The sequence below is a fragment of the Roseovarius carneus genome, assembly GCF_020141465.1.
Taxonomy (GTDB): domain Bacteria; phylum Pseudomonadota; class Alphaproteobacteria; order Rhodobacterales; family Rhodobacteraceae; genus Roseovarius; species Roseovarius carneus.
This window is the reverse complement of the sequence record NZ_JAHSPD010000001.1, coordinates 2,054,158-2,078,956: the sequence shown is the minus strand read 5'-3', so window position 1 is coordinate 2,078,956 and position 24,799 is coordinate 2,054,158. Positions and strand designations below refer to the sequence as shown.

23 protein-coding genes are annotated in these 24,799 nt (G+C 61.1%); 10 read left to right on the top strand and 13 right to left on the bottom strand.

Going from position 1 to position 24,799, the window contains the following annotated elements; genetic code table 11:
• Positions 1-65 precede the first annotated feature (65 nt).
• A complete protein-coding gene (locus tag KUD11_RS10410; protein ID WP_224380197.1) occupies positions 66-704 on the top strand; it encodes a TetR/AcrR family transcriptional regulator in 639 nt (212 codons plus the stop codon).
• A gap of 25 nt (positions 705-729) precedes the next feature.
• On the opposite strand, the gene KUD11_RS10405 is transcribed toward KUD11_RS10410, so the two are convergent.
• The 4 genes from KUD11_RS10405 to KUD11_RS10390 all read right to left on the bottom strand — a co-directional run bounded on the left by KUD11_RS10405 (position 730) and on the right by KUD11_RS10390 (position 4,691).
• Positions 730-999 carry a hypothetical protein gene (locus KUD11_RS10405; protein WP_109384757.1) on the bottom strand — a complete coding sequence of 90 codons (270 nt, stop codon included), beginning with the start codon at positions 997-999 and terminating at the stop codon, positions 730-732.
• A 175-nt stretch (positions 1,000-1,174) separates the two neighbouring features.
• A complete protein-coding gene (locus tag KUD11_RS10400) occupies positions 1,175-3,664 on the bottom strand; it encodes an ATP-dependent helicase (protein WP_109384758.1) in 2,490 nt (829 codons plus the stop codon).
• Positions 3,665-3,801: 137 nt separating this feature from the next.
• Complete coding sequence (locus KUD11_RS10395) at positions 3,802-4,197, bottom strand: cell division protein ZapA (protein WP_109384759.1); 396 nt, start codon at positions 4,195-4,197, stop codon at positions 3,802-3,804.
• Entirely contained in the window at positions 4,197-4,691 is a 495-nt protein-coding gene (locus KUD11_RS10390; RefSeq protein WP_109384760.1) for a hypothetical protein, read from the bottom strand. The genes KUD11_RS10395 and KUD11_RS10390 overlap by 1 nt, the downstream gene beginning before the upstream one ends.
• A 213-nt stretch (positions 4,692-4,904) precedes the next feature.
• On the opposite strand from KUD11_RS10390, the gene tkt reads away from it, so the two are divergent.
• On the top strand, positions 4,905-6,920 hold the full coding sequence (tkt, locus tag KUD11_RS10385; protein ID WP_109384761.1) for a transketolase: 2,016 nt from the start codon (positions 4,905-4,907) through the stop codon (positions 6,918-6,920).
• Positions 6,921-6,978: 58 nt separating this feature from the next.
• Here the strand turns inward: tkt and KUD11_RS10380 are convergent, their stop codons facing one another.
• Positions 6,979-7,563 (bottom strand): dimethylsulfonioproprionate lyase family protein, encoded by a 585-nt coding sequence (locus tag KUD11_RS10380; protein WP_181375268.1) that lies wholly within the window; start codon positions 7,561-7,563, stop codon positions 6,979-6,981.
• A 163-nt stretch (positions 7,564-7,726) separates the two neighbouring features.
• Here KUD11_RS10380 and gap point away from each other — a divergent pair, with 163 nt between their 5' ends.
• The 3 genes from gap to KUD11_RS10365 all read left to right on the top strand — a co-directional run bounded on the left by gap (position 7,727) and on the right by KUD11_RS10365 (position 9,606).
• Positions 7,727-8,731, top strand: a complete 1,005-nt coding sequence (gap, locus tag KUD11_RS10375; RefSeq protein ID WP_109384763.1) for a type I glyceraldehyde-3-phosphate dehydrogenase — start codon at positions 7,727-7,729, stop codon at positions 8,729-8,731.
• A 107-nt stretch (positions 8,732-8,838) separates the two neighbouring features.
• Positions 8,839-8,982 carry a hypothetical protein gene (locus tag KUD11_RS10370; RefSeq protein WP_181375269.1) on the top strand — a complete coding sequence of 48 codons (144 nt, stop codon included), beginning with the start codon at positions 8,839-8,841 and terminating at the stop codon, positions 8,980-8,982.
• Positions 8,983-9,102: 120 nt separating this feature from the next.
• Positions 9,103-9,606, top strand: a complete 504-nt coding sequence (locus KUD11_RS10365) for a hypothetical protein (protein WP_109384764.1) — start codon at positions 9,103-9,105, stop codon at positions 9,604-9,606.
• Positions 9,607-9,665: 59 nt separating this feature from the next.
• Here the strand turns inward: KUD11_RS10365 and coaD are convergent, their stop codons facing one another.
• The 3 genes from coaD to KUD11_RS10350 form a co-directional block, all read right to left on the bottom strand.
• The gene (gene coaD / locus KUD11_RS10360) at positions 9,666-10,157 is read right to left on the bottom strand and encodes a pantetheine-phosphate adenylyltransferase (protein ID WP_109384765.1); all 492 of its coding nucleotides are present in this window, start codon (positions 10,155-10,157) and stop codon (positions 9,666-9,668) included.
• Positions 10,158-10,248: 91 nt separating this feature from the next.
• A complete protein-coding gene (locus KUD11_RS10355; protein ID WP_109384766.1) occupies positions 10,249-10,683 on the bottom strand; it encodes a CBS domain-containing protein in 435 nt (144 codons plus the stop codon).
• A gap of 76 nt (positions 10,684-10,759) precedes the next feature.
• Positions 10,760-11,656 (bottom strand): LysR family transcriptional regulator, encoded by an 897-nt coding sequence (locus KUD11_RS10350; RefSeq protein ID WP_109384767.1) that lies wholly within the window; start codon positions 11,654-11,656, stop codon positions 10,760-10,762.
• A gap of 104 nt (positions 11,657-11,760) precedes the next feature.
• On the opposite strand from KUD11_RS10350, the gene KUD11_RS10345 reads away from it, so the two are divergent.
• From KUD11_RS10345 to mmsB, 5 genes are all read left to right on the top strand, one after another.
• Complete coding sequence (locus tag KUD11_RS10345; protein WP_109384768.1) at positions 11,761-13,260, top strand: CoA-acylating methylmalonate-semialdehyde dehydrogenase; 1,500 nt, start codon at positions 11,761-11,763, stop codon at positions 13,258-13,260.
• 66 nt (positions 13,261-13,326) lie between these two features.
• Positions 13,327-14,460 carry a carboxylate-amine ligase gene (locus tag KUD11_RS10340; RefSeq protein WP_109384769.1) on the top strand — a complete coding sequence of 378 codons (1,134 nt, stop codon included), beginning with the start codon at positions 13,327-13,329 and terminating at the stop codon, positions 14,458-14,460.
• Positions 14,461-14,535: 75 nt separating this feature from the next.
• A complete protein-coding gene (locus KUD11_RS10335) occupies positions 14,536-15,678 on the top strand; it encodes an acyl-CoA dehydrogenase family protein (RefSeq protein ID WP_109384770.1) in 1,143 nt (380 codons plus the stop codon).
• On the top strand, positions 15,675-16,724 hold the full coding sequence (locus tag KUD11_RS10330; protein WP_109384771.1) for an enoyl-CoA hydratase/isomerase family protein: 1,050 nt from the start codon (positions 15,675-15,677) through the stop codon (positions 16,722-16,724). Before KUD11_RS10335 ends, KUD11_RS10330 begins: the two co-directional genes overlap by 4 nt.
• Before the next feature lie 3 nt (positions 16,725-16,727).
• Complete coding sequence (gene mmsB / locus KUD11_RS10325) at positions 16,728-17,600, top strand: 3-hydroxyisobutyrate dehydrogenase (RefSeq protein WP_109384772.1); 873 nt, start codon at positions 16,728-16,730, stop codon at positions 17,598-17,600.
• Between the two features lie 18 nt (positions 17,601-17,618).
• Here the strand turns inward: mmsB and uvrA are convergent, their stop codons facing one another.
• From uvrA to KUD11_RS10300, 5 genes are all read right to left on the bottom strand, one after another.
• Positions 17,619-20,501: an excinuclease ABC subunit UvrA gene (uvrA, locus tag KUD11_RS10320; protein WP_109384773.1), complete on the bottom strand. Its 2,883-nt coding sequence runs from the start codon at positions 20,499-20,501 to the stop codon at positions 17,619-17,621.
• A gap of 85 nt (positions 20,502-20,586) precedes the next feature.
• Positions 20,587-21,144, bottom strand: coding sequence for a methyltransferase domain-containing protein (locus KUD11_RS10315; protein ID WP_109384774.1), 558 nt, complete (start codon positions 21,142-21,144; stop codon positions 20,587-20,589).
• A gap of 143 nt (positions 21,145-21,287) precedes the next feature.
• On the bottom strand, positions 21,288-22,682 hold the full coding sequence (lpdA, locus tag KUD11_RS10310; protein WP_109384775.1) for a dihydrolipoyl dehydrogenase: 1,395 nt from the start codon (positions 22,680-22,682) through the stop codon (positions 21,288-21,290).
• A 146-nt stretch (positions 22,683-22,828) separates the two neighbouring features.
• On the bottom strand, positions 22,829-23,413 hold the full coding sequence (locus tag KUD11_RS10305; RefSeq protein ID WP_109384776.1) for a DUF924 family protein: 585 nt from the start codon (positions 23,411-23,413) through the stop codon (positions 22,829-22,831).
• Between the two features lie 100 nt (positions 23,414-23,513).
• Positions 23,514-24,776, bottom strand: a complete 1,263-nt coding sequence (locus KUD11_RS10300; protein ID WP_109384777.1) for an MFS transporter — start codon at positions 24,774-24,776, stop codon at positions 23,514-23,516.
• Positions 24,777-24,799: the final 23 nt, after the last annotated feature.

Sequence of the window (24,799 nt, the reverse complement as noted above, 5' to 3'; positions counted from 1 at the left end):
GCATTTCGACGGGCCCATAGCCCGAAAGCTGAGCCAGCCCGATAGACGCCCGAGAGGTCCCAATTGTGACAAAGACCGCCGCCAAGCCCCCGCAGGGCAATATCAAAGCCACCCGCGAGGATTGGCTGAACGTGGCCATGGATATCCTGATCTCAGACGGCGTGGCGCATTTAAAAATCACGGGGCTGGGCGAGCGGTTAGGCGTGTCACGCTCATCGTTTTATTGGTATTTCAAAAGCCGCAAAGACCTGCTGGAGGCGCTTCTAAGGGCTTGGGAGGACGGCAATACCGGCATCGTGCAGCACCATGCCGCCCTGCCCGCACGCACCATTACGGAGGCCGTGTGCAATCTATTTCGGGCCTTCGTGGACCCTCGGCTTTTCAATCATAAGCTGGATTTCGCGGTGCGCGAATGGGCGCGACGCGATGGCTCGGTCCGCCGGGTGATCGACCGCAACGACCGCGCGCGGGTCGCGGCAATCACCGCCATGTTTGCCCGGCACGGCCATAGTGCCGCAGATGCAGATGTCCGCGCGCGCATCCTCTATTACCAGCAGATCGGATACTACGCGCTCGACCTCAGCGAGCCTCTGGAAGAGCGTCTCAGACGGGTCGAAGGGTATGTGCAAGGCTTTACCGGGCAGAGGCCGCGCGCTGAGGAAATCGCCGCTCTTGTGGCTTATTTGCGCAAGGCTCTGGCATAAGTCATTGGACGCGCAGGCCTGCGTCTCAATGCACCCTGTGCGTCCGCTTTCTGCGCCCGCGCACGCCCATACATGGCCGCGCGGCCTGCTCCAGAAAGGCCAAAAACTGCACAGAGGCCGGACTGCGCATGTCCAGCCCTGCGCCAAGATCAAACGCCGCGCGGGCTGCTTCTGGCGTGGCAAATCCGGGCTGCAAGAGCGCCCATTCCAAAAACCCACGCCGGGCAGCTGCCTGCGCGTCTGGCCCGCTCAAACGGCTGCTTTCCAGACCATTCAGGATTTGCATGACATCCATTTTCCCCTCCCGCACTTCAGAAGGGTGTCACACCCTCCATAGAACAGAATCTTGCGCAAAGCCGCGCGCCCGCGCAAGCCCTGATCGCGTCGCATGAGGCAAATCCTGAACGCCTCCGGCGGGGGAGTATTTTTGCCAAGAAGAAGCTGTGCGCGTTTTATTTCCGGGGGGAACTCTAAAACGGCACATCCTCAGCGCCCACGATAAAGCGCGCCACGACTTTTTTCAGCCCGGCCTTCTCGAAAGCGATCTCAAGTTTGTCGCCCTCAATCGCCATCACCTCGCCATAGCCGAATTTATCGTGGAACACGCGTTCTCCGACCGTGTGGGTGCTGACCGCGTTCATGTCGATCACCGCGTGGCGGGTTTCGGAGGGCTCGGCCGTTGGGCGCTGGCTCGCGCGGGCCTGCATCCGCCGCCAACCGGGGGAATTGTAGACATCCGCATCCGCCACGCGTGCGTCGATCGTGCTTTCCATACCCGCAGCACCGAAGCCGCCGCCATAAAGGCCGGGTGGCGTCAGCACCTCCACATGGGCCTCAGGCAACTCGTCGATAAAGCGCGAGGGCAGGCTGGATTGCCATTGGCCAAAGACGCGCCGGTTGCCCGCAAACGAAATCGTGCAGACCTCCTCGGCGCGGGTGATGCCAACATAGGCCAGCCTGCGCTCTTCTTCGACGCCCTTGGTGCCGCTTTCGTCCATCGAGCGTTGTGAGGGGAACAACCCGTCCTCCCAGCCGGGCAAAAACACCGCCGGAAACTCCAGCCCCTTGGCGGCGTGGAGCGTCATGATCGAGACTTTCTCGCCATCTTCGCCAGCCTCGTTATCCATGATCAGGCTGACATGCTCCAAAAACCCGGTGAGGTTTTCAAACGCTTCAAGCGCCTTGACCAGTTCCTTGAGGTTCTCCAGCCGCCCCGGCGCTTCGGGCGTTTTGTCGTTTTGCCACATCTCGGTATAGCCGCTCTCATCCAGGATGATCTCGGCCAATTCCATGTGGCTCAGATCCGCGCTTCCCGCCATGCGGGCCCAGCGGGTGAGCCCGTCGATCAGGCGGCCCAACTCGGTGGCGCCCTTGCCCTTGATCGCGCCTGTTTCAACGGCAATATGCGCGCCTTGCAAAAGGCTCGTGCCGTTCTCGCGCGCGATGCGCTGGATGGTTTGCTGTGCCTTGTCGCCAAGCCCGCGTTTGGGCGTGTTCACGATCCGCTCAAACGCCAGATCATCGGTGGGGCTGGTGGTGATGCGGAAATAGGCCATCGCATCGCGGATCTCCAAACGCTCGTAAAAGCGCGGGCCGCCAATGACGCGGTAGGGCAGACCGATGGTGAGGAACCGATCCTCAAAGGCGCGCATCTGGTGGCTGGCGCGCACGAGGATGGCCATGCTATCAAGGCCCAGCGCGTCGCGCCCGCGCGTGCCACGCTGCATGGCCTCGATCTCCTCGCCGATCCAGCGGGCCTCCTCATCGCCGTCCCAATGGCCGATCAGACGGACCTTCTCACCCTCGGTCGCCTCGGTCCAAAGCTCCTTGCCCAGCCGCCCCTTATTGCCCGCAATCACGCCGGAGGCGGCGGCGAGGATATGCGGCGTGGAACGGTAATTCTGTTCCAGCCGGACCACATGCGCGCCGGGAAAATCCTTTTCAAACCGCAGAATATTACCCACTTCGGCCCCGCGCCAGCCATAGATCGACTGATCATCATCGCCCACGCAGCAGATGTTCTTGTGGCCGCCCGCCAGAAGCCGCAGCCAGAGATATTGCGCGACGTTGGTATCCTGGTATTCGTCCACGAGGATGTATTTGAACCAGCGTTGGTAGCGCTGCAAAATATTCGGGTGGGTCTGAAAAATCGTGACCACATGCATCAGCAGATCGCCGAAATCGACCGCGTTCAGTTCAATGAGCCGCCTCTGGTATTGCGCATAGATCGCAGGGCCCTTGCCATCATAGGCCCCAGCCTCGGCGGCGGGGATAGCATCGGGGCCCCAAGCACGGTTTTTCCAATGATCAATGATCCCCGCCAGCATCCGCGCGGGCCAGCGCTTGTCATCAATCCCCTCAGCACGGATCAGTTGTTTGAGCAGGCGCAGTTGATCATCGGTGTCGAGAATGGTGAAATTCGACTTGAGGCAAATTTCAGAAGACTGCGTCATCGTCACCCGAGGGGCAGGTGGTTGCGGCACCGGGCCCTGATCGTAGGGACCCGGTGCAGGATCCTCCAGCACGTCGCGGTTAGGGTCCGAAGTCGTCTGAGCTTCGTTTGCAAGCCCATCCACACAAATCAACTCTGCATGACGGCGCAGCAGCTTGACGCAGATCGAATGGAACGTGCCGAGCCACGGCATCCCCTCCACCCGCTCCCCTAAAAGCCCGCCCACGCGGTTTTTCATCTCGCGTGCGGCCTTGTTGGTGAAGGTGACGGCCAGCACTTCATTTGGCTGCGCGCGCCCGGTGTTCAGCAAATGCACGATCCGCGTGGTCAGCGCCTTGGTCTTGCCTGTCCCCGCCCCCGCCAGCATCAGGACCGGGCCATCCATCGTCTCCACCGCGAGCCGCTGTTCGGGGTTCAGACCGTCAAGGTAGGGCGCGGGCCGGGCGGCCATTGCGCGCGCGGCCAGCGATGCGCCCTCAAAGGCGTCGGATTCGTCAAAACTGCTCATGGGGCCCAAGGTAGCGCGGCGCGGCGGCGTTGAAAAGGGAATGTTCGGGCATTGTTCTTGCCTTTTTCCAACGGATGAGCCAGCTCAGCAAAAGGGCCGGAGACTACCCCCGGCCCTTCTCACCTCTCGCATCCCGCTTAATCTGCGCGTTTGGCCGCAACCTGCTCGGCCAGCGCCTCGGTGCGCGCCGCGATCTCGGCCAATGCGTCGGTCACATCGCCGGGCACCACGGGCACTTCGATCCGTTCCGGCGCGGGCGTGGGCGCGTTGCGCATCTGGGCAAGCTCGGCCTCTTTTTCGGCCATCTTATCCTCCGCCTCGCGCAGCTTGTCCTGCATCCCGGCGGTCTTGTCGGCCAGCATCAAGCCCGCCATCAGAAGCATCCGCGCCTCGGGGATGCGCCCCGTCTGCGTGGCCAGAACGGCGGCCTCATCATCGAGCATTTTCGCGGCGGAGTGCAGGTAATGCTCCTCCCCAGGCTGGCAGCTGACCTGAAATGTCCGGCCCCCGATTTGGATATCAACCTCCGGCATCACACATCCTCCATTTTCGAGCCATCGCCCGCAGACGCCACCAGCGCGTCAAGCTCAGCAAGCACCGCGTCCATCTCGGCGCGATCCGATGCGCGCACCGCGCGCAGCCCCTCCAACTCGGCCATCATCGCCTTATTGATCAAGTGCGGCTCCACCACGCCTTCGGTATTTGCCGCGCGCAGGGCGTCGTTATTCTCGCGCAGATGCTTGTTGGCAAGGCGCAGGGCCTGAAGCTCAGAATCGAGCTTGCGCAGACCCGCGCTGCGCTCTTCAGCCGCCGAGCCTGTCTCGGCCTGCGCAGCTTCGGCCGCATCCAGTTTGGTCTTGAGCGCCTTCACACGCTCTTCAAGCTGCGCATTGGCAAGTTTTTCATCCGCAAGCTCTTTGCGCAGCGTGTCTGTGTCACCGTCGCCTGCGTTGAGTCCGTCAATGCCCTGCCCGATCTGGTCCAGTGCCGCCATGATCCGGCTTTGCAATCCTTCGATATTGCTCATCCACAAAGGTCCTCACTTCCATTGCCCCGGCCCCGTGGCGAATCGCCCGGCGACCTTATTGAGCCAAGTCTACCCAATGAAACCCAAAATTGCGCCCCCCTCAGCGGCACACGGCCCCTGCCAGCCATTTTGAGCCCGCCCCGGCGCTTGATCTTTGGCCCGCGCCTGATATGCACTGCGCCAACGCTACCCCCTATAAGAGGATTTTCGCCCGTGGATATCGACGCCCTGCGCTCCGCACACCCCCAGCACTGGAAGAAGGCTGCCGCGATCCGCGCGCTGACGCTGGATGCTGTCCACGCCGCCAATTCGGGCCATTCCGGCATGCCGATGGGCATGGCCGATGTGGCGACCGTGCTTTATGAAAAGCACCTCAAGTTTGACGCCTCCGCCCCCAACTGGCCCGACCGGGATCGGTTTATCCTCAGCGCGGGCCATGGCTCCATGCTGCTTTATTCGTTGCTGCACCTGACGGGCTATGCCGACATGACGCTGAAGCAGGTCAAGAATTTCCGCCAATGGGGCGCGATCACCGCAGGCCACCCCGAATATGGCCATGCGACCGGCATCGAGACCACCACCGGGCCTCTGGGTCAAGGCATCTCGAACGCTGTGGGCTTTGCCATGGCCGAAGAAATCCTGCGCGCGCGTTATGGCGCGAAGCTGATGGATCACCACACCTATGTGATCGCGGGCGACGGGTGCTTGATGGAGGGCGTGAGCCAAGAGGCGATCACGCTGGCCGGGCGGCACCAGCTCTCAAAGCTCATTGTTCTGTGGGACAATAACAACATCACGATCGACGGCCCCGTGAGCCTCTCAGACCGTACCGATCAGCCCGGACGCTTCCGCGCCGCCGGATGGGAGGTGATCGAGATCGACGGACATGACCCGCAGGCGATTGACGCGGCCCTCACGGCGGCAAAGGCATCCAGCCAGCCCACGATGATTGCCTGCGAGACACATATCGCCCTCGGTCATGCGGCCCAAGACACGTCAAAAGGCCACGGCGCGCTGACGGATGATGCCCAAATGGCCGCAGCCAAGGCCGCCTATGGCTGGACCACCGGGCCTTTCGAGGTCCCTGCCGACATCAAATCCGCATGGGAAGCTATCGGTGCGCGCGGTGCCGCGGCGCGCGGCGCATGGGAGGCACGGTTGGCCGAGACCTCCGCCCGCCGCCAAGAGGAAATCACCCGCATCTTCGCCCGTGACGTTCCCAAATCTCTCACCGCCCGCATCCGCGCCCTGAAAAAGCAGATCAGCGAGGAAGGCCCCAAAGTGGCCACCCGCAAATCGAGCGAGATGGTGCTTGAGGTCGTGAACCCGATCCTGCCCGAAACCGTGGGCGGCTCGGCCGATCTCACCGGGTCCAACAACACCAAAACCGCCGATCTGGGCGTGTTCGATATTGATAACCGCAAGGGCCGCTACGTCTATTGGGGCATCCGCGAGCATGGCATGGCCGCCGCGATGAATGGTATGGTCCTGCATGGCGGCATCCGCCCTTACGGCGGCACGTTCATGTGCTTCACGGATTACGCCCGCCCCGCGATGCGCCTTGCTGCGCTGATGCGCGTACCGACGGTGTTCGTGATGACCCATGACAGCATCGGTCTGGGCGAGGATGGCCCGACCCACCAACCGATCGAGCATCTGGCGATTTCGCGCGCCACGCCCAACACATGGGTCTTCCGCCCCTGTGACACGGTCGAGACGGCGGAGGCGTGGGAGCTCGCCCTCAGCACCAAGGAGACGCCCTCGGTCCTGTCGCTCACGCGCCAGAACCTGCCCACGCTGCGGCGCGAGCATAAGACGAAAAACCTCACAGCGCAGGGCGCATATGTCCTCGCCGATGCGATTGGCAAACGGCAGGCCATCATTATGGCCACCGGATCGGAGGTCGAGATTGCCATGGCTGCGCGAGATGCCCTTCAGGCCGAAGGGATCGGCACGCGGGTGGTCTCCATGCCGTGTATGGAGCTTTTTGCCGAACAAGATGACGCCTACCGCAAGCGCGTGTTGCCCGCAGGGCCCGTGCGCGTGGGTGTCGAGGCGGCGGTGCGCCAAGGCTGGGACGCATGGCTTCTGGGCGAGCGTGGCCGCGAGGCGAAGGCGGGCTTTGTCGGGATGGACAGCTTCGGCGCATCCGCGCCCGCAGGAACGCTCTATGAGAAGTTCGGGATCACGGCGGACGCCGTGGCGGCCAAGGTGAAATCCCTGCTCTGAGGGGCGGCACTCTACGCGCCTTATCGGGTCTCTTCGCGCGACACGCGAGGAGACCCGCTCAGCTCTGCAAAGCCCATATCGCGCAAAGCGGCCCTTTGCCCGAGCGCATAGCATGCAGCATCCCCGGCGTGTTATGGAACGTGCCGCCCACGCCGGGCGTGAACCAGTCGCTCTCGCCATGGAAGAACTCCCCGTCGCTGAGGCTGAGATACGTCTCCTCCGGCGGATGATCGTGATCAGGATAGCGCGTGCCGGGCGCGATCAGAGACAGGCCCAGCGTCACGCGGTCATGCGGCACCAACCCACCGCGCCCCACCACCATCGCATTGGCATGGGCGTCGGCGAACCCCGGCAGCGCCCTTGAGGCCGCACAATCGCGCCTATACCAGCGCAGATGCGTCTCAAGCGCCCGAAAGGCCCTAAGCACATCGTCCAAATCCCCTGCCGGCACCGTCACCTTACCCAGCCAATCACAGACCGCAAAGCGCTCGGGCTGCACATTCTCGTCAGGAATCAGCGCCCCCTGCCCCAAGCGCGCGAAAATTTCCCGCGTGGAGCGCATCCCCTCCGGGTCCGTCACACGCGCCGCATAAGATGCCTCTGCCGCACCGACAAACGCCCGAACCTTTTGCGATAGATTCATCCTTGGCTTCTCCCTAAATCGCCCCATCACGCCCCGAACCTAGCAGCGCCGTGCGCCTTTATCGATAACGGTTACCGCTACCACCACAAAACCTGCACCTTTTCGCCTTTCCGCCTCGCGGCCCGCGCTTTATAGCAAGCCCAACACCAAAGGAGACATCCCCATGACCGTCAAGGTTGGCATCAACGGATTTGGCCGCATTGGCCGCTGCACCCTCGCCCATATCGCCCAAAGCGCGCGCGACGATATCGAGGTCGTGAAGGTCAACGCCACAGGCCCGCTGGAGACCGCAGCACACCTGATCAAATACGACAGCGTGCATGGCCGCTTTGCCAATGAGATCACACTGGGCGATGGCACGATGGATCTGGGCCGTGGCCCGATAAGGATGTTCTCCACCTATGAGATGTCCGAGCTGGACTGGTCGGGCGTCGATGTTGTGCTGGAATGCACAGGCCAATTCAACGACGGCGCGAAGGCAAAGGCGCATCTGGACCAGGGCGCGGGTAAGGTTTTGCTCTCGGCCCCCGGCAAGAACGTGGACCGCACCGTGGTGATGGGCGTGAACCACGAAGAGCTTCTGGCCTCCGAGCGGATGATCTCAAACGGCTCCTGCACCACAAATTGCCTCGCCCCGCTGGCCAAGGTCCTGCATGAGGGCATCGGCATCGAGAGCGGCATCATGACCACGATCCACGCCTATACCGGCGATCAGCCCACGCTGGACCGCCGTCACAAGGACCTCTACCGCGCGCGCGCCGCGGCGATGAGCATGATCCCCACCTCCACGGGTGCGGCCAAAGCACTGGGCGAGGTTCTGCCCGCACTCAAAGGCAAGCTGGACGGATCAGCCATCCGCGTGCCCACACCGAACGTGTCGGCGGTCGATCTGACCTTCCTCGCCTCCAAATCCGTGACCGAGGCAGAGGTCAACGCGCTGGTGGCCGAGGCAGCAAGCGGGCCGCTCAAGGGCATTTTGGGCTATGACGATGAGCCAAAAGTGAGCATTGACTTCAACCATACCGAAGAAAGCAGCATCTTCGCCCCGGCCCAGACACGGGTCGTGGGCGGCACATTGGTGCGGGTGCTGGCATGGTATGACAATGAATGGGGCTTCTCGGTGCGCATGGCGGACCTTGCCGCGCTGATGGGGCGTTTGGGCCGCTAATCCAAACGGCAAAAACTTGCGCGATACGGCCGCCTCGGGCATATTCCGTTGGGCGGCCGTTTTGCGACAGACGGCCCCGCAAGAGTGACACGCCCGGAGGCCGGACCATGACCAACACGATCGCGGCCTGGCTCGCAGGTCTTATCTTTCTCGCCTTTGGGCTGGACTGGTGGTTCAACGATTGGACGGCGACGCTTTTTCTGGGCTTCAAAATAACCGAGCTGATCGAGTGGCTGGCCTTCTGGCGCTGAGATATGCGCAATATCAGCGGTGCTAAATCACGCAAGTGTGAGGCTGCGTGACCCCGCTGTATCTGGCGCGCACAGGTTTCATCGCTACGTTGGGCACACCCGAAACCAAAAGCGTTTGAAATGCCCCGTAAATCCAAAAAATCCGTCCGATCCAAAGGCACCGGCGCCGCCCAAGCAACAGCGGCCCCCGCAACGGGCCTCGTGACACGGCGTCAGTTGCTGGGCACTTGGGGCCTTTATGGTGTGGGCGCATTGGCGGCGGTCGGCGGTGGTGTGTGGCTGACCCGTGATTTTCAATCAAAACTTATCGAGGGGCAGCTGACCGATATAGGCAACGGCATCCCGACGGTTCTGCAAATCCACGATCCGCAATGTAGCCTTTGCGCGCAATTGCAAGCGCAAACACGCAAGGCGCTGCGCCAATTTGACCCTGCATCCGTGCAATACCGTGTGGCCGACATTGGCACGGCAAAAGGTGCCGCAGCCTCTGCACATTACGGCACGCCGCATGTGACGTTGGTCCTGATCTGCCGTGAGGGAGAGGTTCGTCATATCGTTGAAGGGGTGACCCCAGCCACCGAGCTTGCGGCCCTTTTTGAGCGCCATTTGAGGATTTCTGCCTGAGCTGCCCCTTGCAGGAACGGCACGTTCTGCGGCCCTTTGGCGGGCATTCCTCGCGGGGTTTATCCGAACCGCTTTTGGAGCGCCGTATTCACCGCAGGCGTCACGAACTTGCTCACATCCCCGCCCAGCCGGGCGATCTCTTTAACCAGTTTTGAGGCAATCGCCTGATGCCGCGCCTCGGCCATCAAGAACACCGTCTCGACGGAATCATTGAGCGCGCGGTTCATGCCAACCATCTGAAATTCATACTCAAAATCCGCCACAGCCCGCAGGCCACGTACGATCACTTGCGCACACACATCCTGCGCGCAATCAATCAGCAGGTTCTCAAACGGATGCGCCACGATCTCGGTGCCGGTCTGCGCACTCAACTTGGCACATTCCGCCTCGATCATCGCCACGCGATCTTCCAAGGTAAAAAGCGGACCCTTGTCGCGATTGATCGCGACCCCGATCACCAAACGATCCACCAGCGCGCTGGCACGGCGGATAATGTCGATATGGCCCAGTGTGATGGGATCGAACGTGCCGGGATAAAGACCGATGCGCATGAGGATGCCTCCACCGCGTTGAAACTGATGCTCAGAAGGCCGCAGCCCGCCCGGAATTGCAAGTCGAAAGGCGCGTCGCCTACTCCATGAGTTAATGCCCCATGATCATACCCTGAAGCGCGTCCTTCTCCATCGAAAGCTCCGTCAGCCGCGATGACACCACGTCGCCAATGGTCACGATCCCGACCAGCTTGCCACCCTCAACCACGGGCATATGGCGAAAGCGCCCATCGGTCATCTGGCTCAGCACCCGGTCCGAACTCTCGCTTGGCGTGGTGCAGACCGGGTTGCGCGTCATCATCTCGTCGATCGTTTCGGTCAGGCATGTCGCCCCACGCACGGCCAGCGATCTTACGATATCGCGCTCAGACAAGATGCCCTCGACCACCTCACCATCACGGCTCACGATCAGCCCCCCAATCCGTCGTTCGGCCAGAATACGCGCCGCATCCGCGACAAGCGTTCCCGGCGCAATGGTCACTACGCGCGCGTCGCTTTTCGCGTTCAGGATTTGTTGCACCAACATCGGCCCCTCCCCCTTTATATTATTATATATGCACCAAGCGTGACCGCGTGGGCGGAACCTGTCAAGGTTGCAGGCCTCAGCCGCCAGCCTCCAGCTTGGCCACCTCGCGGCGGATGCCCTCGCCAAGTTCCTCGGCAAACCGGTTCATCCGCTCAAGCCTGCGGTCATCGGCATGCCGGATCAGGTAGAAACTGCGCGTAAGGCTCACCTCATTCGCCAGCACCTTCACCAAGCGGTGATCAAACGGCATGGTGAAATCATGCACGAAGCCAAGCCCCGCCCCCTGCCTAATCCAGTTGAACTGCACCGACACGGAATTGGACGCAAGATGCACCTTCTCGATGCCCGCCTCATCAAGATAATCCAGCTCCTTGTCGAAGATCATGTCGGGGATATAGCCAATCATCCGGTGGTGACGCAGATCCTCCACAGTCTTGATCGGCGCGGAAGCGCGGAGGTATTTGCGCGCCGCCACGAGGTGCAATTTGTAATCAGTGAGCTTCTGAACGCTCAAACGCCCGGCGGTGGGTGCGCTGACGGCCACGGCCATATCCGCCTCACGTTTGGACAGGTTAAAGACCCGTGGCAAGGCAATGATCTGCACCTCAAGGTCCGGGTTTCGCTCAACAATCTCCGCGCAGACCTGCGGCAGCAGGAAATTGGCACAGCCGTCCGGCGCACCCACGCGTATCTGACCAGAGAGCTGGCGCGAGTGGCCCGGCATCTCCTCAAAGGCCAGCATCATCTCCTGCTCGGCCCGCGCCGCATGTGTCATCAACCGCTGGCCTTCATTGGTCAGCGCATAACCCTGAGGCGACTTTGCAAAGAGCGGCGCTTTCAACGCCTGTTCCAGCCGCGCAATCCTGCGCCCGACCGTGGCCGGATCGACTTTGAGCATGCGCCCCGCCGCCGACAGGCTCTCGGCCCGCGCCACCGCCAGAAACACTTTCAGATCATCCCAATGCGGTTGCATCGCCTACCCCCTTTGCATTTTTGCAAACTGTCTTTGGAACATTGCCGCTTTTCGCCTTATCCGCGCAAGGTTAAGCTGCGCCAAACCTCAGGAGGAAGATTCCCATGACCGAGATGCATCACTTTATCAACGGCGCGCTGACCAAAGGCACGTCGGGCCGCTTTTCCGATGTCTTCAACCCCGCCACTGGCGAAGTGCAGGGCAAACTGCCCCTCGCCACCTCGGAGGAACTGGATCAAGCGGTGCAGATCGCCAAGGCCGCACAACCCGAATGGGCCGCGACCAACCCGCAAAAACGCGCGCGGGTGATGATGAAATTTGTGGATCTCATGCACCGCGACATGGATAAGATCGCCGAAGCGCTCAGCCGTGAGCACGGCAAAACCATCCCCGATGCCAAAGGCGACGTGATCCGTGGCCTTGAATGCGTGGAATTCTGCATCGGCGCGCCGCATCTTCTCAAGGGCGAATACACCGACAGCGCCGGGCCGGGCATTGATCTTTACTCCATGCGCCAGCCCTTGGGCGTCTGCGGCGGGATCACCCCGTTCAACTTCCCCGCGATGATGCCGCTTTGGATGTTCGCGCCCGCGATTGTGTGCGGCAACGCCTTTGTCCTCAAACCCTCCGAGCGTGACCCGTCGGCCACGATCATGCTGGCTGAGCTTTTGGAAGAGGCCGGCCTGCCCAAGGGTGTCTTGCAGGTTGTGAACGGCGACAAGGTTGCGGTGGACGCGCTTCTCGATCACCCCGATGTGGCCTCCATCGGCTTTGTCGGCTCCACCCCGATTGCCGAATATATCTACCAACGTGCCGCGGCCGCGGGCAAACGCGTGCAGTGCTTTGGCGGCGCGAAGAACCACATGATCATCATGCCCGACGCAGATCTGGATCAGGCCGCAGACGCTTTGGTTGGCGCGGGCTTTGGCGCGGCGGGCGAACGCTGCATGGCGATTTCCGTGGCCGTGCCGGTGGGCGAAGAGACGGCAGACAAGCTGATTGAGAAGCTCATCCCCCGCATCGAGGCGCTGAAAGTCGGCCCCTATACCGCAGGCGATGATGTGGATTTCGGCCCCGTGGTGAGCGCGGATGCCAAAAAGCGCATCCTTGGCCTTGTCGAGAGCGGCGTGGCGCAAGGCGCGGAGCTGGTCGTGGATGGGCGCAACTTCTCGCTCCAAGGATATGAGGACGGCTTCTTCGTCGGGCCGCATCTTTTTGACCGCGTGACCACCGATATGGACATCTACACTCAGGAAATCTTCGGCCCCGTCCTGAGCACCGTGCGCGCGGCGACCTATGAAGACGCGCTGAAAATCGCCATGGACAATGAATATGGCAACGGCACCGCGATCTATACCCGCGATGGCGATACCGCCCGCGATTACGTGGCGCGCGTCAATGTCGGCATGGTGGGCGTGAACGTGCCCATCCCCGTGCCGCTCGCCTATCACACCTTTGGTGGCTGGAAAAAATCAGCCTTTGGCGATCTCAACCAACACGGACCGGACTCAATCAAATTTTATACCCGCACCAAGACCGTGACCGCCCGCTGGCCCAGCGGTATCAAGGAAGGCGGCGAGTTCAACTTCAAATCTATGGACTGACCCCATCCCGGCGCCGCCCCCTGCCACAAAGCATCGGGGCGGTGCCCGCACACCGGGAGACGCATCATGGCCGAAACGGAGCCTGATTTCACCATCGGGATCGAGGAAGAATACCTCCTTGTCGATCTGGACACGCTCGCCCTTACCGAGGCCCCCGAAGCGTTGATGCAGGCGTGCACAGACAGGCTGGGGGATCAGGTCAGCCCCGAGTTTCTCAGCTGCCAGATCGAGATTGGCACCAAGGTCTGCGCCAATGTCTCCGAGGCGCGCGAGGATCTGCGACGCCTGCGCAGGTGCATCGCACATGAGGCGGGCAAACACGGCCTCGCCCCCATTGCCGCCTCCTGCCATCCATTCTCTGATTGGCGCGACCAAAAACACACCGACAAGGAGCGCTATAACGCGCTCGCAAGCGATCTTGCAGGCGTGGTGCAGCGGATGCTGATCTGCGGAATGCATGTGCATGTGGGCATCGGCGCGCCCGACCGCCGCATAGATTTGATGAACCAAATCAGCTACTTCCTGCCCCATTTCCTGGCGCTCAGCTGCTCGTCGCCCTTCTGGCAAGGGCATGATACGGGGCTGGGCAGTTACCGGCTCAGCGTGTTCGACAATCTGCCGCGCACCGGCCTGCCGCCGCATATGAACAGCTTTGGCGAATATGAACGCTCCGTCGGCATCCTCACCGATCTGGGGGTGATCGAGGACAGCTCCAAAATCTGGTGGGACCTGCGCCCCTCGTCCAAATTTCCCACGCTGGAATCGCGCATTTGCGACGTGCAGCCCTCCTTGGAGGACGCGCTGACGCTTGCGGCGCTCATCCAATCGCTCACCCGGATGCTCTGGCGGCTGGCGCAGCGCAACCAACGCTGGCGCACCTATGACAGCTTTCTTCTGGCCGAAAACCGTTGGCGCGCGCAGCGCTACGGCGTTGGCGAGGGTCTGATTGACTTTGGCGTGGGCAAGGTCGTCCCCTTCCCCGATTTGGTGGAAGACATGCTGGAGCTGATCGCCGAGGACGCGGTGCATTTCGGCTCGGCCATGGAAGTAGGCCGCGCCCGCGATATCGCGGCAAACGGCACGAGCGCCGATCGCCAACGCGCCGTTTACAAAGCCGCACTTGATGGCGGCGCACCCAAAGATGAGGCCCTGCGCGCGGTCGTCTTCCATCTGGTCGAGGCCTTTCACGATGGGCTCTGACGCGTTTGCAAACGCCGAGTGGGCGTTGATACTTCAGCTGGCATTCGTTTGCCCACATTCCCAAAGGACACCGCCATGGATTTCGCTCTGAGCGAGGAACAGACCGCCATTTTCGATATGGCCCGCGCCTTTGGCCAAGACCGCATCGCGCCGTTTGCGCGCCAATGGGAGGCGGAGGGCACCATCCCTAAAGAGCTTTGGCCCGAAATCGCGGCCCTTGGCTTTGGCGGACTTTATGTCAGCGAAGACGCGGGCGGCGCGGGGCTGAGCCGCCTGGACGCCATGCTGGTCTTTGAAGCGCTCTCCATGGCCTGCCCGTCAGTCGCCGCGTTCTTGTCCATTCACAACATGTGCGCAGCGATGATTGACCGCTACGGATCGAACGACCTCAAGGGCCGCGTGATGCCGGACGTGATCGCTATGCAAACCGTGCTGAGCTATTGCCTGACCGAGCCCGGAGCAGGCTCCGACGCCGCAAACCTCAAGACCCGCGCCGAGCCAACAAGCACCGGATTTCGCCTGAATGGGACCAAAGCGTTCATCTCGGGCGGCGGATATTCCGACGCCTATCTCGTCATGGCACGCACTGGCGAAGACGGGCCGAAGGGCATCTCTGCCCTGCTGGTCGAGGATGGCACGGAAGGCCTCTCTTTCGGTGGGTTGGAGGATAAAATGGGCTGGCGCAGCCAACCAACGCGGCAGGTGCAGTTTGATAATTGCGATATTTTGTCTGAAAACACCCTTGGTGAAGTAGGTCAGGGGTTCACATATGCGATGTCTGGCCTTGATGGGGGGCGGTTGAACATCGCCGCCTGCTCGCTGGGGGCAGCACAGGTCGCGATGGACCAAACCCGCGCCTACATGGCCGAGCGTAAGGCGTTTGGGCAGTCCATTGATCAGTTCCAGGGCCTGCAATTCCGCCTCGCCGATATGGAAATCGAGCTGCAAGCCGCCCGCGTCTTCCTCAGGCAAGCCGCGTGGAAGCTCGACAGCGGCGCGCCCGATGCCACCACCCATTGCGCCATGGCCAAGAAATTCGTGACCGAGGCCGGATCGCGCATCGTCAACGGCTGCCTTCAGATGCATGGCGGCTACGGATATCTCGCCGATTACGGGATTGAAAAACTACTCCGGGATCTGCGTGTGCACGAGATATTGGAAGGCACAAATGAGATCATGCGCCTGATCGTGGCCCGCGATATAGTGAGCCGCCCATGACGTCCGAGATCCATATCCGCAGGGAGGGTGCGGCAGGCCGTATCACGCTTGACCGCCCAAACGCGCTCAACGCGTTGACCTACGCGATGTGCGGGCAGATCGAGACCGCGCTCGACGCATGGGAGCATGACACGTCCGTCAAACATATCATGATCGACGCGGTGGGCGAGAAAGCCTTCTGCGCCGGAGGCGACATTCAAGACCTCTATGCGGCTGGAAAGGAAGGCGATTTTGCCTTTGGTCAACGATTCTGGGCCGATGAATACCGCTTGAATGCCCGCCTCGCGGAATACCCCAAACCCGTCATCAGCTTTCTCCAAGGCTTCACCATGGGCGGCGGGGTCGGCATTGGCTGCCACGGCTCGCACCGTATCGTGGATGCAGGATCGCAGATCGCCATGCCGGAATGCTCCATCGGCCTTGTGCCGGATGTGGGCGGCTCGCTGATCCTTGCCCGCGCGCCGGGGCGGCTCGGGGCATATCTGGGCCTCACCACGGCGCGGATGAAGGGGGCCGATGCGATCTATGCCGGGTTTGCCGACTTTCTCATCCCTCAGGAGGCGTGGCCCACACTGAAAGATGCTCTGATCGCGGGTGAAGACGCAGGCAGCCTTGCACAAAACGCGGTGCATACGGGCGAGACCACCCTGCCCGCTTTGCAAGATTGCATCGACGCTCATTTCGGCGGCGAGACGTTGGGCGATATCCTGCACGCCCTGAACACCTCAGTGGACACGGAATTCGCCGCCAGCGCGCTCAAGATGATCGCGCGCAATTCGCCCCTCGCCATGGCCTGCGCGGTCGAGATGATCGCGCGTCTGCGCGCGCCCGACGCCGATATACGCACGGCACTTGCCATGGAATACCGCTTCACCTTTCGCGCGCTGGAGCATTCGGATTTCATCGAGGGCGTGCGCGCGCAGGTCATCGACAAAGACCGCACCCCATGCTGGAAGCATAACCTTGACGACGTGCCGGAAGAGGCTTGCGCGCAGATGCTCGCATCGCTCGGTGCGGATGAATTATCATTTGAAAAGAAGGGCTAAGCCATGGATATCGGGTTTATCGGATTGGGCAATATGGGCGCGCCAATGGCGGCCAATCTCGCGGCGGCGGGCCACACGGTCACCGGCTATGACATGGCCCCTGTCACGCCCAAGGGGGTGCGCATCGCCGCCAGCGCCGCAGAGGCGGCCGCCGCGCGCGATGTGGTCATCACGATGCTGCCAAATGGCGCCATCTTGCGCGCCGTGGCCGCCGAGGTGATCCCCGTGATGCAGCATGGTGCCGTCCTGCTCGATTGCTCCACAGTGGACGTGGGCAGCGCGCGCGCCGTGGCCGAGCAAGCCCGCGCGGCGGGTCTGACAGCGCTCGATGCGCCCGTCTCCGGCGGGATCGGCGGGGCGGTGGCGGGCACGCTCACCTTCATGGTCGGGGGCGACCCGCTGGGCTTGGCCACAGCACAACCGCTTTTCGACATTATGGGCCAAAAATCAGTGCATTGCGGGCCTGCGGGCAATGGCCAAGCCGCAAAGATCTGCAACAATATGATCCTTGGGGCCACGATGATCGCCACCTGCGAGGCCTTCGCGCTGGCCGATAAGCTGGGTCTCGACCGGCAATCGATGTTCGATGTGGTCAGCACCTCCTCGGGCTATAGCTGGTCGCTCAACGCCTATTGCCCCGCCCCCGGCATCGGGCCGCAAAGCCCCGCCGATAATGGTTACGCACCCGGCTTCGCAGCAGAGCTTATGCTCAAGGATCTCGGCCTTGCGGCAGATGCGGCGAAGCACGTGGATGCCGACACCCCTATGGGCGCACGCGCATTGGACATCTACCGCCAGTTCGTGGAGCAGGGTGGCGGAAAGGGCCGTGATTTCAGCGCCATGCTACCCTATCTCAAAACGCGCGGGCATAGTTAAACCCGCGACGCCAAAACCCTATTCCGCCGCAATCTTGCGCGCACGCAGCATCGGCTTGAGGTAATGTCCGGTATGGCTCTCCGCGACCTCCGCCACCTTCTCAGGTGTGCCCGCAGCCACGATCATACCGCCCCCATCGCCGCCTTCCGGCCCGATATCAATGATCCAATCAGCGGTTTTCACCACATCCAGATTATGCTCGATCACGATCGCTGTATTGCCCCCATCCACAAGCTCGTGCAGCACCTCCAGAAGCTTCTTCACATCCTCAAAATGCAACCCCGTCGTCGGCTCGTCCAGAATATAGAGCGTCCGCCCGGTTGAGCGTTTAGCCAGCTCCTTGGAGAGCTTCACCCGCTGCGCCTCGCCGCCCGAAAGCGTCGTCGCCTGCTGGCCGACTTTGATGTATCCAAGCCCCACACGGGCAAGCGCATCCATCTTGTCGCGGATCGACGGCACGGCTGCAAAAAAGGTTTGCGCATCCTCAACCGTCATATCAAGAACGTCCGCTATGCTCTTGCCTTTAAACTTAACTTCCAACGTTTCGCGGTTATAGCGCGCGCCCTGACACGTCTCGCAGGTGACATAGACATCCGGCAGGAAATGCATCTCGATCTTGATAACCCCGTCCCCCTGACAGGCCTCACAACGCCCGCCCTTGACGTTAAAGCTGAACCGTCCGGGCTTGTATCCGCGCGCCTTGGCCTCGGGCAGCCCGGCAAACCAATCGCGGATCGGCGTGAAGGCACCCGTGTAGGTCGCGGGGTTCGAGCGCGGCGTGCGCCCGATGGGCCGCTGGTCAATGTCGATCACCTTGTCGAGATGCTCAAGCCCCTTGATCGTCTCGCAGGGCGCAGGCGTTTGGCGCGCGCCATTGAGACGCATCGACGCCGTCTTGAAGAGCGTCTCAATTGTCAGCGTGGACTTACCGCCCCCCGACACACCCGTCACACAGACAAACTTGCCCAGCGGAAACTCCGCCGTCACATCCCTGAGGTTGTTACCCGAGGCCTTGACGACCTTGAGATTTTTGCCATTGCCCTTGCGCCGCTTGGCTGGGACCGCAATCTCGCGCACGCCCGACAGATACTGTCCGGTGATGGAGTTTTTATCGGCGGCCACCACATCTGGCGTGCCGTGGCTGACCACCTCACCCCCATGGACACCGGCCCCGGGGCCAATGTCGAAGACATAATCCGCCTCGCGGATTGCCTCCTCGTCATGCTCCACCACAATCACGGTATTACCTTGATCTCGAAGATTTTTCAGCGTGCCCAAAAGCCGGTCATTGTCGCGCTGATGCAGCCCGATAGAAGGCTCATCCAACACATAGAGCACGCCTGTAAGCCCCGACCCGATCTGACTGGCCAGCCTGATCCGCTGACTTTCCCCGCCCGAAAGCGTCCCGGAATTGCGGCTGAGCGTGAGGTATTCCAGACCGACATTGTTCAGGAACCCGAGCCGCTCACGGATTTCCTTGAGGATCGCGCGGGCAATCTCGTTTTTCTGCTTGCTGAGCTGCTCGGGCACCGCCTCGACCCAGGCCAGCGCCTCGCGGATCGACATCTGGACCACCTGGCCCACATGCAAAAGCGTGTCCGCCTCGCCGCCCAGAGGCCCAATCTTGACAGCCAGCGCTTCCTCGCGCAGCCGGTAGCCCTCGCAGGTCCCACAGGAGCGGTTGTTCTGATACCGCTCAAACTCTTCCCGAATCCAATTGCTATCCGTCTCACGGTAGCGCCGCTCCATATTGGGGATCACGCCCTCAAAAACGCGGCTCACCTGATAGACGCGCCCCCCCTCGTCATAGCGAAACGAGATTTCCTCTTCGCCTGAACCATAGAGGAAAACCTGCTGCACATGCGGTGCGAGATCTTTCCAGCGGGTGTTCTGGTTGAACTCATAATGCTTCGCAATCGCCTCAATGGTCTGCAAGAAATACGGGCTTTTCCCCTTGCGCCACGGGGCCAGCGCGCCGTCATAAATCTTCAGATTCTGGTCCGGCACAACCAGCCGCTCGTCAAAGAAAAGCTCCATCCCAAGCCCGTCACAATCCGGGCAAGCCCCAAAAGGCGCGTTGAATGAAAAAAGCCGCGGCTCAATCTCAGGGATGGTGAAGCCACTGACCGGGCACGCAAATTTTTCTGAGAACACCATGCGCTCAGGATCACCCTCCTTGGGCGCGGTCTCCAGAATGGCGATCCCATCAGCCAGATCGAGCGCCGTGCGCAAACTATCCGCGAGCCGCGTCTCCAGCCCCTCGCGCACCACAATCCGGTCCACCACCACGTCGATATCGTGGCGGAATTTCTTGTCCAGCGTGGGCGGGTCGTCCAGCTCATGAAACCCCCCATCCACTTTCACCCGCTGAAACCCGGATTTACGCAACTCCAGAAACTCCTTGCGGTATTCGCCCTTCCGGTCGCGCACGATAGGGGCAAGCAAAAAGGCCCGCGTGCCCTCTTCCAGCGCCATGATCCGGTCGACCATATCTTGCACCTGCTGCGCCTCAATCGGCTTGCCGGTGGTGGGGCTATAAGGCGTGCCCGCGCGCGCAAACAGCAGCCGCAAATAGTCGTAAATCTCGGTCACTGTGCCAACGGTCGAACGGGGGTTCTTCGATGTGGTTTTTTGCTCAATAGAGATGGCCGGGCTCAACCCGCTGATGTGGTCCACATCAGGTTTCTCCATCATATCAAGGAATTGCCGCGCATAAGCGCTCAGGGATTCCACATAACGGCGCTGCCCTTCGGCATAGATCGTATCAAACGCCAGCGAAGACTTGCCCGAGCCCGACAGTCCTGTGATCACCACAAGCTGATCGCGCGGAATATCCACATCGATATTCTTCAGGTTATGCTCGCGCGCGCCGCGTACCTCGATGTTTTTCTGCTCAGCCATACCGCCCCCAGATCCCTACCGATTTACAGATAGAGGAGCGCGCGCGAGTCTCCAATCAAAAAAAGTGAACGAAGCATGAACGCGCTTATTTGCGCGCGAGCGCCCAGGCACAAATCGGGCAATCCGGGTCATTGGTCAGATCATCATGCTCAGGATCATAGGAAGGCGGCCACGTGTCCTCAAGGTTTCGCGCCGCCGCCGCGCGGTTGCCCCATTGCTCGGCGCGGATGTTCTCTTCCTCAAACCCCGCCTCGACCAAAAGATTGGTCAGCCCCCGCGCGCTCCACCGCGAGCAATCCACGGGGGAACCGTGATAGCGAATGAAAAACGGCACCGCGAGCCAGAAATACCCCCCCACCCTCAGCATCCGCAGCACATTTTTCGTCGCCGCATAGGGCCTGTCGAGATGCTCCCACACCTGATTGGCCAGCACGATATCAAACTTATGGACCAGCCCGCCCGCATCCTCAAACGGCCCTTCGCAAATGTCATATTTGGGAAACCGAAACCGCTCATAGCTACGAAACGGATAGCGCCGCCCATTCTTGCCCGAAATCTCCGCCGCATCCATCTCGGACAGGGGCAATTCCTCAAGCCACGCGCGCGACGTCTGCTGCATCACGATACGGTTGAGAGATGTCATTGCGCCGCCTCCATTGCTCTATGACAGCATTACACGGGCCGCGTGCGCAACCCCAAGCTCTTCGCATCTTCTTGCCACAAATATCCCGGGGGTCACGTTGAATTTTCAAAATTCAACGTGGGGGGCAGAGCCCCCGCGCGGCTTCAGATATGCACCACCCGGTCGTAGGCGTCGAGCACGGATTCGTGCATCATTTCGCTCAGCGTGGGATGCGGGAAGACCGTGTTCATCAAATCCTCTTCCGTGGTCTCAAGCTGTCGGCCCACGACATAGCCCTGAATAAGCTCGGTAACCTCGGCCCCGATCATATGCGCCCCCAAAAGCTCGCCGGTGCCTGCATCAAAGATCGTCTTGATCATACCCTCGGGCTCCCCAAGTGCGATGGCCTTGCCATTGCCCATGAAGGGAAAGCGCCCGACCTTGATCTTCAGGCCCGCATCCTTCGCCTTGGCCTCGGTGAGGCCGACGCTCGCGATCTGCGGGTGGCAATAGGTGCAGCCTGCAATGCTCTCGGGTTTCACCGGGTGCGGATGGCCGCCCGCGATCAGCTCGGCCACCATGCTGCCCTCATGGCTCGCCTTGTGGGCAAGCCATGGCGCGCCTGCGATATCGCCGATGGCATAGAGCCCCTCGACCCCGGTGCGGCAGTATTCGTCCGTCACCACATGCGTCCGGTCCACGGTGACACCCAACGCCTCAAGACCCAGATTTTCGGTATTGCCCACGATCCCCACGGCGGAGATCACCGTGTCGAATGTGTGTTTCGTCACCTTCCCGCCCTGCTCGATATGCGCAGTAACGGTGCCTTTGCCCCGATCCAGCTGTTTGACGCCCGCCTTCTCAAGGATCGTCATGCCCTGCTTTTGGAATGACTTCTTGGCAAACGCACTGATCTCGGCATCTTCCACCGGAAGGATGCGGTCCATCACCTCAACCACCGTCGTCTCGCAGCAAAGCGTGTTGTAAAAGCTGGCAAATTCGATACCAATCGCGCCCGACCCGATGACCAGAAGCTTCTTCGGCATGCGCGGCGGCACCAGCGCGTGTTTGTAGGTCCAGACCAGATCGCCATCCGCCTCAAGCCCCGGCAATTCGCGCGCGCGCGCACCCGTGGCGAGGATGATATTGGGTGCCGTCAGCTCCTCTGTGCCCTTATCGGTTGTCACGGTCACTTTGCCCTTCGCGGGCAGCGTGGCGGCCCCCATGAACACCGTCACCTTATTCTTCTTCATCAGATGCGCCACGCCCCCATTGAGCTGCTTGGCCACCGCGCGGGAGCGTTTTACAACCGCATCGAGGTCATACTCAATGCCCGTGGCCTTCAGGCCAAACTCCTTGGCGCGATGCATCAGGTGAAACACTTCCGAGCTGCGCAGCATCGCCTTGGTCGGGATGCAGCCCCAATTGAGGCAGATACCGCCCATATGCTCGCGCTCCACAATCGCCACGTTAAGGCCAAGCTGCGCGCCGCGAATGGCAGCGACATAGCCACCGGGGCCAGCGCCGATCACGATCATATCAAAGGATTTGGGTGCCATGTGAATCTCCGTCCAGAATTTAGTTTGATATTAAACTATCTTGGGCAAGCACACAACGCCACCGCGCGCACGGGCGGAAAAAAGGGCCAAAACACGAAAAGGCGGCGCCCCCAAGCGCCACCGTCAAAGCCCAGATTGCGTGTAGATCAGGCCGCGTCGGCCTGCTCAAGCGACCGGAGCGCGTGGCCATAGCCACCCGCTTCCATGAAGCCAAGCTCAGGCCCTGAGCTGGTCCGGTCAAGCGACGCATTGCGGTATGGGAAGCGCCCAAACTGGCGGATCACCTCACGATGCGCGCGCGCATGCAAGAGCGTATCGGTCCCGGTCAGCGGCATCCGCTCCAGCACCAGCCGGATACAGCGCTCCTGATCGCACAGGTTCTCGGAATGCATGAGCGGAAGGTAGAAAAACTGCCGCGCAGGTTCGTCAATGCGCAGGTCCCATTTGCGGCCAATTGCGGCCTTGGCCGCGGCCACGGCCTGCACATCCGTGGCAAAGGAAGTGCCCTGCCCCCGGAACATGTTGCGCGGAAACTGGTCCATCAGGATGATATAAGCGAGTGTCCCGCTCGGGTAGGTCAGCCAAAGCGCAAGCGCGCCCTCCTGACCGCTTCGCCATGTCGCCTCAAAGCGTGCGCGGATCTCATCGTCCAGCGCATCTGACACTGCATACCACTTCTGCGGCCCCACGTCGTCGAGCCAGAATTTCAATACGTCCTCAGGCGTTACCACAAGCCTGTCTCCCTCGATTGCCCCACTGCCCTCACAACCACGCTAAGCGCAATAAGAGCCCCAAAACAATCACGTATTGCTACAAGCCCGACACAAGCGCTCACACCTTGCGTTCATCGGCATCTTCTTGCGCAACCTCATAGTCGTATTCCTGTGCCAAAGTCACCGCCATGGGCGAGGCGGAGGGCATGACGGCGGTGAAGCTCTCGGTGTCTGCCACGGCAGGCGCCTTGCGCTGGGTCATCCGGTAGGCCGCGTACGCCACCATGCTGATCGTCAGGACCGCGATCAGGATAAAAAATCCGCGTGGTCCAAACACGCCCATCATCCAGCCGGTAATCACAGGCCCCGCAACAGCGCCCAGACCGTTGATGAAAAGCAACCCACCCGAGGCAGACGCCATATCATCATGCTCCAGAAAATCGTTCGTATAGGCGATCAGCAACGAATAGAGCGGGTTTGACATGCCACCAATGAGGAAGGCCGCCACCAAAAGCATTGTGAAATTGGCTGTAAAGAGCGCGCCAATGAGAGCGCCCAGCGCGCAGATCGCGGCACAGATCAAGATCAGCACACGGCGGTCCATCCGGTCCGAAATCCACCCGATAGGATATTGCAAGATCAAGGCCCCGATAAAGAACATTGAGACCAAAAACGAAATCTGCGGGATACTCAGCCCTGCTTCCGCACCAAAGACTGGCGCCATTCCGAATTGCGCCGCAAAAACACCACCCAAAAGGAACATGCCAACGCAGCCCAGCGGCGAAACATTGAAAAGTTCCCTCAGGTTCATTGGCTTGGTCGAGCCATAGGCCGGAGTAGGCGAAATCGACAGCAAAATAGGCGCAAACGCCAGCGATACGAGGACGGATGGGATGATGAAGAGGACAAACCCACTGGGATCAGCCGTCAGCATCAGCGCCTGAGCCGACACGATGCCCACCATCTGCATGATCATATAAAGTGACAGCGCCTTGCCACGGTTCTCATTGTCGGCGGCATTGTTCAGCCAGCTTTCCGCAACCACATACACGCCAGAGAAACAAAACCCGATAACGATGCGGGACGCGCCCCAGACCCAAGGGTCGGTGAATGTCGGATAGACCAGCATCGCCGCAGAAATCAACGAAGCCAGCGCCGCAAAGACGCGCACATGGCCCACACGCCGGATCATCTCGGGCGCTTGGCGTGATCCGAAGAGAAAGCCCACGAAGTAACCCGACATCACCAGCGACATCTCAAAGGTCGAGAACCCCTCAATCTCGCCCCGGATGCCCAAAAGCGTGGATTGCATCCCGTTGCCGACCTGCAAGAGCATCATACCCAGAAGGAGCGCCCATGCGCTGGAAAGAACTCGGATCATTCTGTGGCTCCTGCTGCTCAGGC